At 49.7% G+C, this 13,487-nt stretch carries 13 protein-coding genes; 5 read left to right on the top strand and 8 right to left on the bottom strand.

The window, feature by feature from the left end; all coding sequences use genetic code 11:
- A partial coding sequence (locus tag ABEW73_RS32360) for a WIAG-tail domain (RefSeq protein ID WP_430206424.1) occupies positions 1-721 on the top strand: 721 nt, incomplete at its 5' end.
- A gap of 400 nt (positions 722-1,121) precedes the next feature.
- Here ABEW73_RS32360 and ABEW73_RS32355 read toward each other — a convergent pair.
- From ABEW73_RS32355 to ABEW73_RS32335, 5 genes are all read right to left on the bottom strand, one after another.
- Positions 1,122-1,871: an ABC transporter permease gene (locus ABEW73_RS32355; RefSeq protein WP_430173757.1), complete on the bottom strand. Its 750-nt coding sequence runs from the start codon at positions 1,869-1,871 to the stop codon at positions 1,122-1,124.
- Positions 1,872-2,633 carry an ABC transporter ATP-binding protein gene (locus tag ABEW73_RS32350; protein ID WP_430173758.1) on the bottom strand — a complete coding sequence of 254 codons (762 nt, stop codon included), beginning with the start codon at positions 2,631-2,633 and terminating at the stop codon, positions 1,872-1,874.
- Positions 2,634-2,803: 170 nt separating this feature from the next.
- Positions 2,804-3,145 (bottom strand): DUF1048 domain-containing protein, encoded by a 342-nt coding sequence (locus tag ABEW73_RS32345; protein ID WP_430173759.1) that lies wholly within the window; start codon positions 3,143-3,145, stop codon positions 2,804-2,806.
- A 70-nt stretch (positions 3,146-3,215) separates the two neighbouring features.
- On the bottom strand, positions 3,216-3,536 hold the full coding sequence (locus ABEW73_RS32340) for a PadR family transcriptional regulator (RefSeq protein WP_430173761.1): 321 nt from the start codon (positions 3,534-3,536) through the stop codon (positions 3,216-3,218).
- A 513-nt stretch (positions 3,537-4,049) separates the two neighbouring features.
- A complete protein-coding gene (locus tag ABEW73_RS32335) occupies positions 4,050-5,303 on the bottom strand; it encodes an MFS transporter (protein WP_430173762.1) in 1,254 nt (417 codons plus the stop codon).
- A 327-nt stretch (positions 5,304-5,630) separates the two neighbouring features.
- Between ABEW73_RS32335 and ABEW73_RS32330 the strand changes: the two genes are divergently transcribed.
- Both ABEW73_RS32330 and ABEW73_RS32325 read left to right on the top strand, forming a co-directional pair.
- Positions 5,631-6,149: a sigma-70 family RNA polymerase sigma factor gene (locus tag ABEW73_RS32330; protein ID WP_430173764.1), complete on the top strand. Its 519-nt coding sequence runs from the start codon at positions 5,631-5,633 to the stop codon at positions 6,147-6,149.
- Entirely contained in the window at positions 6,146-6,994 is an 849-nt protein-coding gene (locus ABEW73_RS32325; RefSeq protein WP_430173765.1) for a hypothetical protein, read from the top strand. Before ABEW73_RS32330 ends, ABEW73_RS32325 begins: the two co-directional genes overlap by 4 nt.
- 127 nt (positions 6,995-7,121) lie before the next feature.
- Here the strand turns inward: ABEW73_RS32325 and ABEW73_RS32320 are convergent, their stop codons facing one another.
- The 3 genes from ABEW73_RS32320 to ABEW73_RS32310 all read right to left on the bottom strand — a co-directional run bounded on the left by ABEW73_RS32320 (position 7,122) and on the right by ABEW73_RS32310 (position 12,380).
- Entirely contained in the window at positions 7,122-8,183 is a 1,062-nt protein-coding gene (locus ABEW73_RS32320; RefSeq protein ID WP_430173767.1) for an NAD(P)-dependent alcohol dehydrogenase, read from the bottom strand.
- A 39-nt stretch (positions 8,184-8,222) separates the two neighbouring features.
- Positions 8,223-9,899 carry a glycoside hydrolase family 13 protein gene (locus ABEW73_RS32315; RefSeq protein WP_430173769.1) on the bottom strand — a complete coding sequence of 559 codons (1,677 nt, stop codon included), beginning with the start codon at positions 9,897-9,899 and terminating at the stop codon, positions 8,223-8,225.
- Between the two features lie 228 nt (positions 9,900-10,127).
- Positions 10,128-12,380 carry an ATP-binding cassette domain-containing protein gene (locus ABEW73_RS32310; protein WP_430173770.1) on the bottom strand — a complete coding sequence of 751 codons (2,253 nt, stop codon included), beginning with the start codon at positions 12,378-12,380 and terminating at the stop codon, positions 10,128-10,130.
- 288 nt (positions 12,381-12,668) lie between these two features.
- Here ABEW73_RS32310 and ABEW73_RS32305 point away from each other — a divergent pair, with 288 nt between their 5' ends.
- Together ABEW73_RS32305 and ABEW73_RS32300 are read left to right on the top strand one after the other, a co-directional pair.
- Complete coding sequence (locus ABEW73_RS32305; RefSeq protein WP_076322219.1) at positions 12,669-13,244, top strand: 5' nucleotidase, NT5C type; 576 nt, start codon at positions 12,669-12,671, stop codon at positions 13,242-13,244.
- Positions 13,245-13,475, top strand: a complete 231-nt coding sequence (locus tag ABEW73_RS32300) for a hypothetical protein (RefSeq protein ID WP_071222107.1) — start codon at positions 13,245-13,247, stop codon at positions 13,473-13,475.
- Positions 13,476-13,487: the final 12 nt, after the last annotated feature.

The raw sequence follows: 13,487 nt of genomic DNA, 5'->3' as shown, positions 1-13,487 counted from the left end.
CGATAACTTCACGTTAGCCGAGGGATCTGTTACCGGAAGCAAGATTGCTGGAGCTTCCATTACCGGCGCTCACGTTGCTGACGGCTCACTCACTGGCACTCAGATTGCCGACGGAACCATCGGCAGCAGGCATCTCGGGCCGGATGCCTTCGATAACTTCACGTTAGCCGACGGCTCCATAGACGGAGGCAAGATTGCCGACGCTTCCATCACCGGCGCTCACGTTGCTGACGGCTCACTCACTGGCACTCAGATTGCCGACGGGACCATCGGCAGCCGTCACCTCGGACCGGATGCCTTCGATAACTTCACATTAAACGAAGGCTCCATCGATGGCAGCAAGCTTGCCGATGGCGCAGTCACCAGCGCCCACCTGGCCGAAGGAGCGGTTACCGGACAACAATTGGCACAGGGCGCGGTAACAGCGGAACATTTGGGCTTTACTCCTATACGGAGCGCAGCCGGCCAGCCGAAGCTACAGCAATTCGGAATGACTCCATTTGTATTTGGTGCTGAGGTGCTGACTGAGGTTACCGTCCAATTTGAGGAGCCTTTTGGCGGAATAAACTATATCATTGTAGGGATGAGCAACAATCCGGGATTCCAAATCTCGTTGAAGTCCCAGCGCGAGGATGTCGCCGTTCTGGAAGTAACCCGTCAGCCTAACTGCAATCTTGCTTATGGCTTCATGTCCTGGATTGCGATCGGTCCTTCACGATAACACCGGTAACAACATAGCAATCCAAAAAGAGGCTCTCCCCTGCGTGACACGGGAGGGTCTCCTTCACGTCAATGCATCTCTTCTTTCCTAATCATGATACAGTCCACGTTGGACAGTCCAAACGATATCTGAATCGAAAAAAACTATGGATAACATTCCAACCGAAATGTAATCCATAGTTCCTTAAGTTAATGACATTGATTACCAAAGCGGTTTTGCTTCCTGCGAAAGAGGCTGTAAATACTTCTAAAGCATGCATGGCAAAACTCGCATTGGGATAAGTGATCATGCCGCACCAATCATACCGATGGTTGCCCCCGCATTAAAGCCTTCCATGTAATAGCAAATTCATTCATCGCAGGGGCTGACTATTGATATGGCTAATCTCATAATGGTGTATCTACCCTAACTGGCGTTTAAATGTTTTACTGGCGAAGAAGTAAGCGATGACCATGATGCCGACGCACCAAGCAAGCGCGATCCAGATATCGTTGCCAACCGTCCCTTCATACAAGAGGGCACGAATCGCATTCACGATTGAAGTCACGGGCTGGTTCTCAGCAAACGCACGGACAATTTTAGGCATGGTTTCGGTGGGGACAAAGGCCGAACTGATAAACGGCAGGAAAATCAGCGGGTACGAGTAGGCTGTCGCCCCTTCCATAGACTTCGCTGTCAATCCGGGAATAACCGCAAGCCATGTCAGCGCCAGCGTAAACAGTCCAAGTATCCCAGCGACAGCAAGCCAATCCAGGATATTAGCGCTGGAACGGAAGCCCATTAAGAGGGCGACGAGGAAAACCACCACGACAGTAAGCGCATTGGAAACAAGCGAGGTCAACACGTGAGCCCACAATACCGACGAGCGCTTGATGGGCATGGTAATGAAACGCGCCATCAACCCGCTCTTTACATCCGTAAACAGCCGCAAGGAAGTGTAAGCGACGCCGGATGCGATAGCCATCAGAAAGATTCCCGGCAATAAATAATTGACGTAGTTGTCCGTGCCTGTCTCTATGGCGCCGCCAAATACATAGACAAACAGCAGCATCATCATAATCGGCGTAATCGCCACCGTAATAATCGTATCCGGACTGCGCATGATGTTGCGCATTAAACGCCCTAGTAATACCCCTGTTTTGCTTTTCATTTACATCGCCTCCTTTTTGCCGATGATCGCGAGGAAAATTTCCTCTAATGTCGGCTGCTTCAGGGTGTACTCCACTTTTGCTGGCGGGAACATCTCTTTGAGTTCGGTAAGGGTACCGGTCGTGATGATTTTTCCGCCGTGCAGGATGGCGATACGGTCCGCCAGTTGTTCTGCTTCCTCCAGGTACTGGGTCGTCAGCAAGATGGTCGTGCCGCCGCCGGCAAGCTCCTTGACGGTATTCCAGACTTCAATCCTCGCTTCGGGGTCAAGCCCCGTCGTCGGTTCGTCGAGAAAAATGACTGCCGGTGTCCCGATCAGGCTCATGGCGATGTCAAGCCGGCGCTTCATCCCGCCGGAATATTTGTCTGCCCGGCGGCCCGCCGCATCGGTCAGGCTGAATCTTGCAAGCAGATTGTCGGCGACTTGTGCTGGATTGGAGACTCCCCGCATCTTGGCGATCATCATCAGGTTTTCCCGCCCGGTGAGCATGCCGTCTAAAGCCGCGAACTGCCCTGTCAGGCTGATGCTCTGGCGAACATGATCCGGTTGACGCTGGACGTCAAAGCCGCAAATACCTATTTCGCCGCCATCAGGCTTCATCAGCGTCGAGAGGATGTTGACAGTCGTCGTCTTGCCCGCTCCATTTGAGCCCAGCAGTGCAAAAATTTCACCACGCCGCACCTCAAAATCCACCCCCTTTAAGACTTCCTTGTCTTTAAAGGATTTTTTTAACCCTTTTACAGAAATCGCTTCATTTCTCATATTTTTTCCTCCTTAATAATAAGTGCTTTGCGGAGCTGGATTGCCTGCACTCCGCTATTTAGTCAGACTGATAATCTGTATAACTTACTACCGGGTTAAAAATGAACTGAATAGCAGAGGCGGCAATTCACATTTGGTACCAGCTAATCAGTCGGTATGATCTATTGAATTTATTTTTTTCCCAATCGGTTCATGATACTCTGATTCAAATCTTCCCGATACTTGGCTACATAGGTTTTAGCGTTTGCCACTAATTCGTCGGCAAAGGACGCCACGTCGTCCCCGGTGATTTCCAGCACTTGTCTGCCTTCCGCCGCACCGGCTTCGAACAAATCGATTAATTCATACTGCATGTGCAGCATATCCATCCCGTTGCCCGCTGAGAAATTCCACATGTAGTTTTGAATTTTCTTAAATACAAACTGGTAGTCCTCTGGCAGGGCTTCGACCCGGGCCATCATCATCTTGTACTCTTTTTTATCACCAATCAATTTTTTGAACATTTCCAACATATTATTTTTCCTCCTTTTATTGAAAGCTGAACAAGACACCCCAAAATATCGGACGGAATATCTTATGAAGCTAGTTTGACTTCAAGACGTTGATTTTCGACGATAAAAAATCCCACTTTTCCCAAAACAATTTAAGTTCCTGGCGGCCAGCCTCATTAAGTGAGTAAAACTTGCGCGGCGGCCCCATATCTGACGGTTTCTTTTCAATGTTCACCAGTTTTTTCTTTTCTAGCCGCACGAGTATGGTGTAGACCGTTCCTTCCACGACTTCGGTAAACCCCAGCTCGTTCAGGCGGCGGGTAATTTCGTAGCCATAGGTTTCACGGCGGCTGATGATTTCCAGCACGCAGCCTTCCAGCGAACCCTTCAGCATTTCAGTTAAATTTTCCATATTCAGTGCCTCCTCTATTTGTCCCTCCCCTAATTAGTATAACTTATATTCAGTACAACTTAGTACTAAGGGAAATTTTCACTTAACAGCATTTGAAAAACGCTATTAAGTATTACTCATTACACGTACATTGTATCACCGAGTAGTGGGAAGTGTCAACAATTTCTCCTAAAATATTTTCGCAACCTCACTTTCCCGCGGTGTCGGTAATCAGTGTGACCTACTACTGGTATATCGTAATACGCAGTAGCTGGATTGTCAACGGATTTTCTAATTATTTTTAAAACCAGTATCGCCAGCGATTTATTTAAGTTTCACGTTCCGTAAACCGTAAGAATACGCAGAGCTTGATGACGCTGGATTTTGGGAAAGCGTGATTGCTTGTTGTGTTTGGGGCATATTCGAACATCTCCTTTAAGTCGACATGAACCGTCTTGTGATGCTTGCCGTTTCTTGCGTCCGGATCAATTTATGCATGAAAAAAAGACGAGCGTTCAGCTCGTCTTTTGTTATTTATTTTTCAATGCCGATCCGTCCTTGTTCAAGCCCCTCCCCTAACTCCGGCAATCTCGTTCGTATCCGTAATGCATAACATCCCGAGATGAACAACACCGTGGCAGCGATGATGTACGTAGCCCGAACGCCGAATTCATCGGTTATGAACCCAAACAACAGGGTGGATAAGCCGAATACCAGTGAAACAAGCGCGCTTTGAGCTGCGTACACTTTCGGCAATAAATGGACAGATACGCCCCGCTGGAGTGTAGTCTGAAGCGAGACTGCCTTAATCTGTTCAAAAACGCCAAAACCTGCAGAGAACACCAGGGCCAGCCAAGACACCGAGGTCAATCCAAAACCGAACGTCATGAGACTGATGCCGAAGGAAGAGCAGATGACGAATTTACGGATGTTGCGGTCGATCAGCCCCGCGTTTCTCATTCCAAACAGTCCACCTAGCATAAGTCCTAAGAAAAAGCTTGCATTGATATATCCCCACCACGCCTCTTCCCTGTGCAGCACATCGGCTACATACACGTAGATGGTCGCTGCGATCCAAATCACGCCCGCCATCGTCTCCAATACATAAATCACATGAATTGCCCGAAGAGAAGGCTGTTTCCAAATGAGTGTCCAGCCTTCTTGAATGGAGCGCCAATTCGAAACGCGCGCCTTCTCTTTCTGTTCCTGGGTGGATTCATGCCGATCCTCGATCATCTTCATGAAGACAGCGGCTGCAAGAGCCAGGGCAAAGGTTAGCCATATCACGTTGCTGCCACCCATAGCTACAACCAGCAGTCCCCCAACGGCCCATCCTCCCAGTTGGATTAGCTGATCGACGAGAGCGACAAAGCTGTTGGCTTTCGTTAACTCGGCGGCATCCACCAGCCGCGGCAGCATGGCATGGCTTGCAGGTGCAGCCCAGCCATCGAGCAAAGAGATGAGGAATACGAATCCGAGAATCGCATAGACCGTCACCTCCTGTTCTCCCAGCACATAGTAGGTCATTAACAATAGGAACAACACGGCTGTTTTCCCGATTTGCGACGAAGCAAGCAGCGACTTGAGGCTGTATTTATCCATCAACACGGGCGCAAAGCTCCCGCTTATAAACCGTGCCATCGTCGTGACAAAGGGTATCATGGCCATCAACATGGCGGATCCCGTAATCCCATAGATAATTGCCATCAGGCCGACAATGTAAAACAAATCACCGCTATTGGCGAGCGCCTGACCTATCCAGAGATACCGAAAAGATTTCCTCTTCATCTTTCTACCCCAATTCTGTATTTAGTTGTGTTGGTTAGGGTAGAAAAACCTACATGTTCTGGCCTCCGTACATTTTATATGGTTAATATAGTAACACCGTTAAGGACTTCTGTTAAGTTCACGGATTAATTTTTACAGGTGATTCAGATGGTATATCTCACCAAGCCGTAACTTTTTTATCCCCGGCTAAAACTATTTGGCCCGCTCCACGGTCTAATGATCAGTCAAGCACACTCAAGTACTTGAGCATGATCCAACCCATTAAACCAGGAATAGATCAAAACGAATTCGTGCCATGACATAAAATACTAGCGCTAGTAGTTAGGGGTGAGTGAACTGAGAGCGAAAGAGTCGAAGCCAAAACAGTTCAGCGAAAATATTGAGAAATGCAAAAGCAAGTTATACCGGGTGGCCTATTGCTATGTAAAAAATGAGCAGGAGGCACTCGATATCGTCTCCGAGGCAACCTATAAGGGATATCTCGCTTACGAGCGGATGAACACGCCGCAGTATTTTGAGTCCTGGATGACCCGGATTGTCATTAACGCTGCCATCGACCATCTCGGTCGCAAGAAGCGGGTAACTTATATGGAGGACCAAACACAAGACTATGCAGCCGCAGAGCATACCATACCGCTGGAAGAGAAAATGGATTTATATGATGCGCTGGACAGACTGATGCCCGAAGAGAAAACCTATATTATTCTGAAGTTTTTTGAGGACCTGCGCTTTCGAGAAATGGCAGATGTGCTGTCATTGTCCGAAAACACGGTCAAGACCAGATTCTACCGCATTATCGGAAAATTAAAATCGTATTTAATCGAGGGAGAGGTCGATAAACTATGACAGGAAAAGAACGCTACGAACACATTGAGATCCCTGCCCAGCTAACCGACGTTATGGTCGCAGCACAGAAAAAGGCGGCTGCCCGCAAACGATCCATGCGCTTGACAAGATATTCGTCCGTTGTTGCAGCTGCCATTGCCCTGCTATTCGTGGTCAACATCCCGACGGTGGCAAACGCCTTGGCCAAAGTCCCCGTGGTAGGCAGCATCGTTCAGGTTCTGCAGTTCGGGGGCGGAGGCGAGCGGACCGACGGCGTTACCGTGGGTACGGAAGCTTCCGAGGACGTGTTTAAGATTCAATTTGATCAGGAAGGCCAGTCCGTTTCCAGCGTCCCGGCCTACACCGTGGATCATCGGGATGCACCAAACCGTCTGATCTTCACGTTTAACGGCGTACGAAACTTTGATTATGAAACCCTCAAGAAAGACATGCTGGCCCTCCCGCTGGTGAAGGATGTCTATGAGAATGTGATTTTGGACGACTCGGCCATGCGTTTTGTCGTTGAACTGAAGGATGGCGTGAAGCATACCGTATCCGAATATAAAGACCCCGGCTATATTGAGCTGAAGCTCACTTCGACCGGCGAGCCGGTAACCCCGCGCGAGGTCTTCTATATCCGCAGTGAAGCCATGCCGCAAGGGGAATCCCTTGCTATTCTTGAAGAGATTTATATGGAAGACGACGTGACCTTCATTAAGACCGCCGGCGGTGAATTCATCGCGGTCATCGGCGGGTTCGATACCCGTGAGGAAGCCGAGCAGAAGCTTGGTGAAATTTCGGCTCGCGACAGCTACAGCGATGATCTGCGTATCGACAGCTGGATGAGCAATGAACGCCCGAACTAACCTGGATCATGAAAAGGCACCGCTCCGACTAATGTTGGAGCGGTGCCTTTTTATGATGATCAATGACGTTGTTTGGGCACGATTGAACGTGCTGGCCCTGGAAGCGACTCTCCCGGCAGCAACTATGTTATGCGGTTGGATGAGGATAGATCATGACTTTTACGCTGGTGTTCTTTTGCGTGCGAGCAAGCTCTACAGCTTCCTCGATCTGATCTAAGGAAAACTGGTGGGTGATGATATCGCGTATGCGGCTGCCCTTGTTTTGCAGCATCTGAATAGCCGCCGGGTACGTGTTTGCGTAGCGGAACACGCCGTATACATCCAGCTCGGCATCAACCAAAGCGCCAATATCCACCGGGATGGCATCCTTTGTGGGCAGACCTACATACACGATCCGGCCTCCTCGGTTCACATAACCGATTGAATCCGCGATGGCACCTGCGTTGCCCGACGTTTCAATAACAAGATCAATACCTTTGCCGCCCGTAAGTTCGTTCAATCGCTGCGGAACGGATTCATCCATCGGATTGATCACGCCGGAGGCTTCCATCTGAAGGGCCAAATTACGCCGGTATTCCACGACGTCGCTGCCATATACCTGAGAGGCTCCGGACATTTTGGCCGCCTCCATGGCAAGCAAGCCAATCGGCCCCAGTCCGAGCACCAGCACTCGGTCCTCTGGCCGGATACGCCCGCGGCGTACGGCATGAAGTCCTACAGACAGCGGTTCAAGCAAAGCGCCTTCCTCAAAGGACATTTCATCCGGCAGCCGGAACAGGAAGTCGCTTCGCACCGCGACGTATTCGGCCCAGGCTCCGTCAACCGGCGGGGTGGCCATAAATACAACATCCGGACACAGGTTGTAACGTCCGCTTTTACAATAAGAGCAGCGCCCGCACGTAACGCCTGGTTCCACGGCCACGCGGTCACCGACGGAGACATTTCTCACCTTCTCCCCCGTTCTAACGACAACGCCGGCAAGCTCATGTCCCAGAATCAACGGTTCCTTCACCTCATACCTGCCAATCCGTCCATGCTCATAGTAGTGCACATCCGAACCGCATATGCCAATGCAATACACTTGAATCAAGGCTTCATCCGGCTTCGGCTCCGGAATGGGAACCTGCTTCACCCCAATGGATAAAGGGCGATCAAGAACAGCGGCAGACATCATGTTTGGTTGTGACAAGCTGCATTCACCTCTCATTTCAAGAAATCGCTTACCAACTTAGTTTACACGATAAACTATCGCTTCATAAGGGTGTAGAGCGAATTCGCTGAAACTTCGGTCCGAGCGCTCGTAGTTCGAGAGTACAACTTCCGGTTGATGCTCACGCCACTCGACAGGGAATTGAAAATCCGGTGTTCCGCTATAGAAGTTGAGTACGACCAAGTACGTCTCGTTCCCGAGCGACCTGGAATAGGCGAATATTTCCGGATGCTCTTGAAGCACCGCTTCATATGTTCCGTAGATCAACGCCTCACTGGATTTGCGCAGACGAATCAAGGCTTTATAGTAATTCAGAATAGAATCAGGATCATTTAACTGCTGCTCCACGTTGATCTCATGATAATTCGGATTACAGCGGATCCACGGCACAACCGTGGAGAAGCCGCCATAAAGCGTGTCATCCCACTGCATCGGCGTTCTTGCGTTGTCCCTTGCCCGGTACGCGATTCTGCGCATCGTCTCGGACACGTCTTTCCCGTCTAACAGCCGCTCGCGGTAATAATTGTAGATCTCCACGTCTCGATAATCGCTCAGCTCCGCAAACTCAACATTCGTCATGCCGATTTCCTGCCCCTGGTAAATAAACGGCGTCCCCTGCATCAGCATAAAAAAAGTAGCCAGCATCTTGGCCGATTCCTTATGATAGTGGACCGGATCGCCAAAACGGGATACGGAGCGCGGCTGATCGTGATTCTCCATATAGAGGGCATTCCAGCCCACGCCTTCAAGTCCCGTCTGCCATTTATGCATGATCTGCTTCAATTCGGCCAAGTCCCAGATCGCATAATCCCAGCGCCCTTCGAGCCCGAAATCAAGATTGACATGCTCAAATTGAAAAATCATGTTCAGCGACCCGTTCTCTTCCCCGATCCAGCGGTCTGCTTCCGATATCGGAATGCCGCTCGCTTCGCCAACCGTCATAATGTCATAATGGGCGAACGCTTCGCGTTTGAATTGTTGAAGAAAATCATGGATGCCCGCTATATTCCGATGTCCGGGATTCGAGTCGACATATCGAAGATGATTCGGATTCGGCATATCCGGCAATCCCGGCAGTTTCTTAATATGGGTGATCGCATCCACGCGGAAACCGTCAATCCCTTTATCCAGCCACCAACGGATCATCTTGACCAGATCATCCCTGACCGCCGGATTCTCCATGTTTAAATCAGGCTGCTTCTTGGAATAGAGGTGGAGATAATATTGATCCGTTAACTCGTCATATTCCCAAGCGGAACCAGTGAAGACGGATTCCCAATTGTTCGGCTCGGCTCCATCCCTCGCATTCCGCCAGATATAGTAATCCCGCTTCGGATTGGTCCTTGAGGAACGGGATTCAATAAACCACGGATGTTCATCCGAGGTATGATTGAGCACCAGATCCATAATAAGCCGCATGCCGCGGTTATGGATTTCGGCCAGTAGCTGATCGAAGTCGGCCATGGATCCGAACTCCGTCATAATATCCTGATAATCGCTGATATCGTAACCGTTGTCGCTATTAGATGAACGATAGATGGGGCATACCCATATCACATCGATCCCGAGATCCTTCAAATAATCCAGGCGAGATATAACCCCTGGCAGATCCCCGATCCCGTCTTCATTCGTATCCATAAAACTGCGCGGATAGATTTCGTAAGCAACTGCTTCTTTCCACCATACTTTCTGCATTGTCGTATCCCCCGTTTACAATAAAGATGCTGCTTATTTAGGAATGCAGACCGAGTCATTACACGTACTTCATTAACCAACTTAGTCTGTCGCAGCATACAGTATTGCCGTTTAAGCGATCTTATAAGCCTAACAACCATAGAATGGCCATGCCGCGGGGATATGCGGCACGACCACAATAAGTCTACTATGAATCGACTACGGAAACGAATTCGTGCCAGCTCCCCGCTAACCCCGTACATACTTCGCGGTCAGCGATTGTTCCGCCATGATCAGTTCAGCAGGCGTTCCTTCAAACATGACCCTACCTCCCCTGCTGCCGCCCTCAGGTCCGAGATCGATGATCCAGTCCGCCTGACGGATCACATCCAGATTGTGCTCGATCACGATCACCGAGCTGCCGTTATCAACGAGCCGATTCATCATGTCCAGCAAATGCCCGACATCCGACATATGCAGCCCCGTTGTCGGCTCGTCCATCACGTAGATCTTTCCCTGCTTGTGCAGCTCGCTGGCCAGCTTGATGCGCTGACTTTCACCCCCGGACAGGGTGCTTAGCGGCTGTCCGAGTGTCAGATAGTGCAGGCCGACATCGTGCAGGGCCTCCAGCCGCCGTCTGATTTCTTTTTTCTCGAAAAAATCGAGTGCCTGCAGCACTGTCATATCCAGCACGTCGGTAATCATTTTTCCATGGAGTTTATACTGCAGCACATCATCCTTAAAGCGCCTGCCGTCACAGGTGTCACACGGTGACTTGATGCCTTCCATAAACGCCAGATCCGTATAAATGAACCCGAGACCGTGGCAGTCGGGACAGGCTCCTTTGGAATTGAAGCTGAATAAGGATGGACTCTGATCGTTAGCTTTGGCAAACATGTTCCGAATGTCATCCATGATCCCCGTATAGGTAGCAGGATTGGAACGGATTGAGGTGCTGACCGCTGACTGGTCGATGACGACAGCCTCGGGATGCTGGGACAGGAAGGCATGATGAATCAGCGAGCTCTTGCCTGACCCCGCTACGCCCGTGATCACGGTCAACACGCCTTCCGGGATATCCACCGTTACATTTTTCAGGTTATGATGATTGGCATTCGCAATGCGCATAAGTCCTGTCGGTACCCGATACTGTTCTTTCATCGGCATGCAGCGTTTCATATACTGCCCGGTTAACGTAGATTCTTGGCTGCACAGCTGCTCAACCGTACCCTCGAAGATAACTTCTCCACCCCGGGTACCGGCATTCGGGCCCACGTCCACCACATGGTCGGCAATTTCAATCACGTCACGGTCATGCTCCACGACCAGCACCGTGTTGCCCTTGTCACGAAGCTTCCTGAGCATGTCGTTCAGACGGTGAACATCCCGTGGATGCAAACCAACACTCGGCTCATCAAAAACATACATCATATCCGTCAGACTGCTGCCCAGATGCCTAACCATCTTCACCCGCTGCGATTCACCACCAGAGAGCGTGGTCGTCTCCCGATTCAGCGTCAGGTAATCCAACCCCATATCCATCAAGTGCTGCAGCCGCTCGGCCAAGCTGGCCACCATACTGGCAGCCACCGGCTCCTTAATATTCAGGATGATCTCTCTTAACTCCCCAATCTCCATAGCCGCACACTCAGCGATATTATAACCGTTGATTCTGCAGCTTAATGCCGCTTGACTGAGCCGTGTCCCCTCGCATAACGGGCATGTGCCATGCGCAATAAAATTTTTGACGTGATTTAAGGTCCGTTCGGATAACTCACTGCTGTCTCTCTGTATATACAACCGGTTGAACTTCAACACGAGACCTTCGAAGTCAGACTGTACGGGTCCACCCTTGGACGGAAACGTCACCTTTCCCTCCTTGCCGTATAGGAAGAGATCCCATTCCGCTTCCGAATAGTCGGCCAGTTTCTTATCGTTATCAAAGAAACCGGACATGGTGTAATTTTTCATATACCAGCTATCCACTGAGAAAATAGGAAATCGGACTGCTCCCTCATTCAAAGATTTGCTCGTATCCAGCAGTTTATTTAGATCCAGCTCGACCTTCCTGCCGATTCCTTGACATTCCGGACACATGCCCTGCGGATCGTTAAAAGAAAAGACGTTGGAGTATCCCACAAATGGCTGTCCCACCCTGGAAAACAACAGACGGAGTATGGCGTACAGATCCGTGATCGTGCCTAGCGTGGACCGTGAATTCCCCCCCAGACGCTTCTGGTCGATGACGATGGCCGTCGACAAGTTCTCGATCGAATCGACGTCCGGCTGGCTATGCCGTGGAAGGCGGTTTCGAACAAAAGCGGTAAACGTCTCATTCAGCAATCGCTGAGCTTCCGAACTGATGGTATCGAACACGATGGACGATTTGCCCGAGCCGGATACGCCGGTAAAAACCGTGATCTTTCGTTTTGGAATTTTCAGCGAAACATTCTTCAGATTGTTCTCTCTGGCTCCACGGATGTTGATATATTCTTGCGCCATGGCCGTTCCTCCCTTATACCCTGTAGTGTTCCTATTATAAAAGGGCAATCATGACATGTACTGTCATAATGGGTGAAGGCCTCTTTTATTAAGTTATTCCCGCTACCCGTAAATATCAGGAAGGTTGTTGACCGTATTAATGCTATACTTAGTTTATAAGAGTATGGGGGAAGAAAATGTTACACCCTCCCATTTTTGATTCCGGTTTGCCAATAATCATCCTGTCCCTTACAATTACGGAACATCATCGTTTCTTAGAATTCATGATTACAGGAGAGTAATGACGATATGAGCAAAAAAATAGTCGCCATCGATATGGATGATACCATCTGCCACCTCATACCCAAGGCCATTCACTATCACAATCTGCAGTACAAAGACCCTCAGCTGACGCTGGATCAGATTACCGATTATAACCTGCACCAAATCTGGCATCCTGACTGCTCAGAAGAGTTTTTCTTCGGAAAGCCCGGCTTATATGAAGAACTTGAAATATTTGATGAATATACGATTGACGAAGTCCACAGAATGACGCATGATTATGACGTCATTGTAGTTACCGCAGCCCGCCCATCCTCGGTCCCCGAGAAGTGGAGATGGCTGCAGCGGCATATGCCTTTTATTCCGTTCGAGAATTTTTTTGTGGCCAAGCGCAAGGATTTAGTGGAATTCGATCTTCTGATTGACGATGGTCCCCATAATGCGATTGCCGCCAGAAAAGCTGGAAAGCAAACCATTCTGATTCCGCGTCCGTGGAACGCGCATATTCAGCATGAATTTATTCTGAAGGATTCCTGGAAGGGAATGAACGAGTTAGTCGACCGCATTTTATCTGATTCTAACCATCAAGGGGATATGAAATAAATGAATACAGACCGCAATAGTCGGTACCTATCGCAAGACATCCATTTTTTCGCGGCCGCATTGTCGGAAACGGTGGTTTCCGTATGGGAAGAGGACCCCGCAAGCGTATACGTGGAGATCGAGCGAGGTTACATTGAATGCTACACACCGGATGTCGTCCGCATCCGCAACGAAGAGACAGGTTATCTGACACACTACAGCCGTGACACCGCCATGTTTCAACGGATGTAATACGATAAAGGC

It is taken from the genome of Paenibacillus lautus (assembly GCF_050482385.1).
Taxonomy (GTDB): domain Bacteria; phylum Bacillota; class Bacilli; order Paenibacillales; family Paenibacillaceae; genus Paenibacillus_AQ; species Paenibacillus_AQ lautus_B.
This window is presented reverse-complemented; position numbering and strand designations above follow the sequence as displayed.

Coding starts and splice junctions, on each gene's coding strand:
- ABEW73_RS32335 (WP_430173762.1), bottom strand. CDS start 5,303: ATGAAGAGGAAATCTTTTCGGTATCTCTGGATAGGTCAGGCGCTCGCC.
- ABEW73_RS32315 (WP_430173769.1), bottom strand. CDS start 9,899: ATGCAGAAAGTATGGTGGAAAGAAGCAGTTGCTTACGAAATCTATCCG.
- ABEW73_RS32300 (WP_071222107.1), top strand. CDS start 13,245: ATGAATACAGACCGCAATAGTCGGTACCTATCGCAAGACATCCATTTT.
- ABEW73_RS32345 (WP_430173759.1), bottom strand. CDS start 3,145: ATGTTGGAAATGTTCAAAAAATTGATTGGTGATAAAAAAGAGTACAAG.
- ABEW73_RS32350 (WP_430173758.1), bottom strand. CDS start 2,633: ATGAGAAATGAAGCGATTTCTGTAAAAGGGTTAAAAAAATCCTTTAAA.
- ABEW73_RS32325 (WP_430173765.1), top strand. CDS start 6,146: ATGACAGGAAAAGAACGCTACGAACACATTGAGATCCCTGCCCAGCTA.
- ABEW73_RS32305 (WP_076322219.1), top strand. CDS start 12,669: ATGAGCAAAAAAATAGTCGCCATCGATATGGATGATACCATCTGCCAC.
- ABEW73_RS32340 (WP_430173761.1), bottom strand. CDS start 3,536: ATGGAAAATTTAACTGAAATGCTGAAGGGTTCGCTGGAAGGCTGCGTG.
- ABEW73_RS32310 (WP_430173770.1), bottom strand. CDS start 12,380: ATGGCGCAAGAATATATCAACATCCGTGGAGCCAGAGAGAACAATCTG.
- ABEW73_RS32355 (WP_430173757.1), bottom strand. CDS start 1,871: ATGAAAAGCAAAACAGGGGTATTACTAGGGCGTTTAATGCGCAACATC.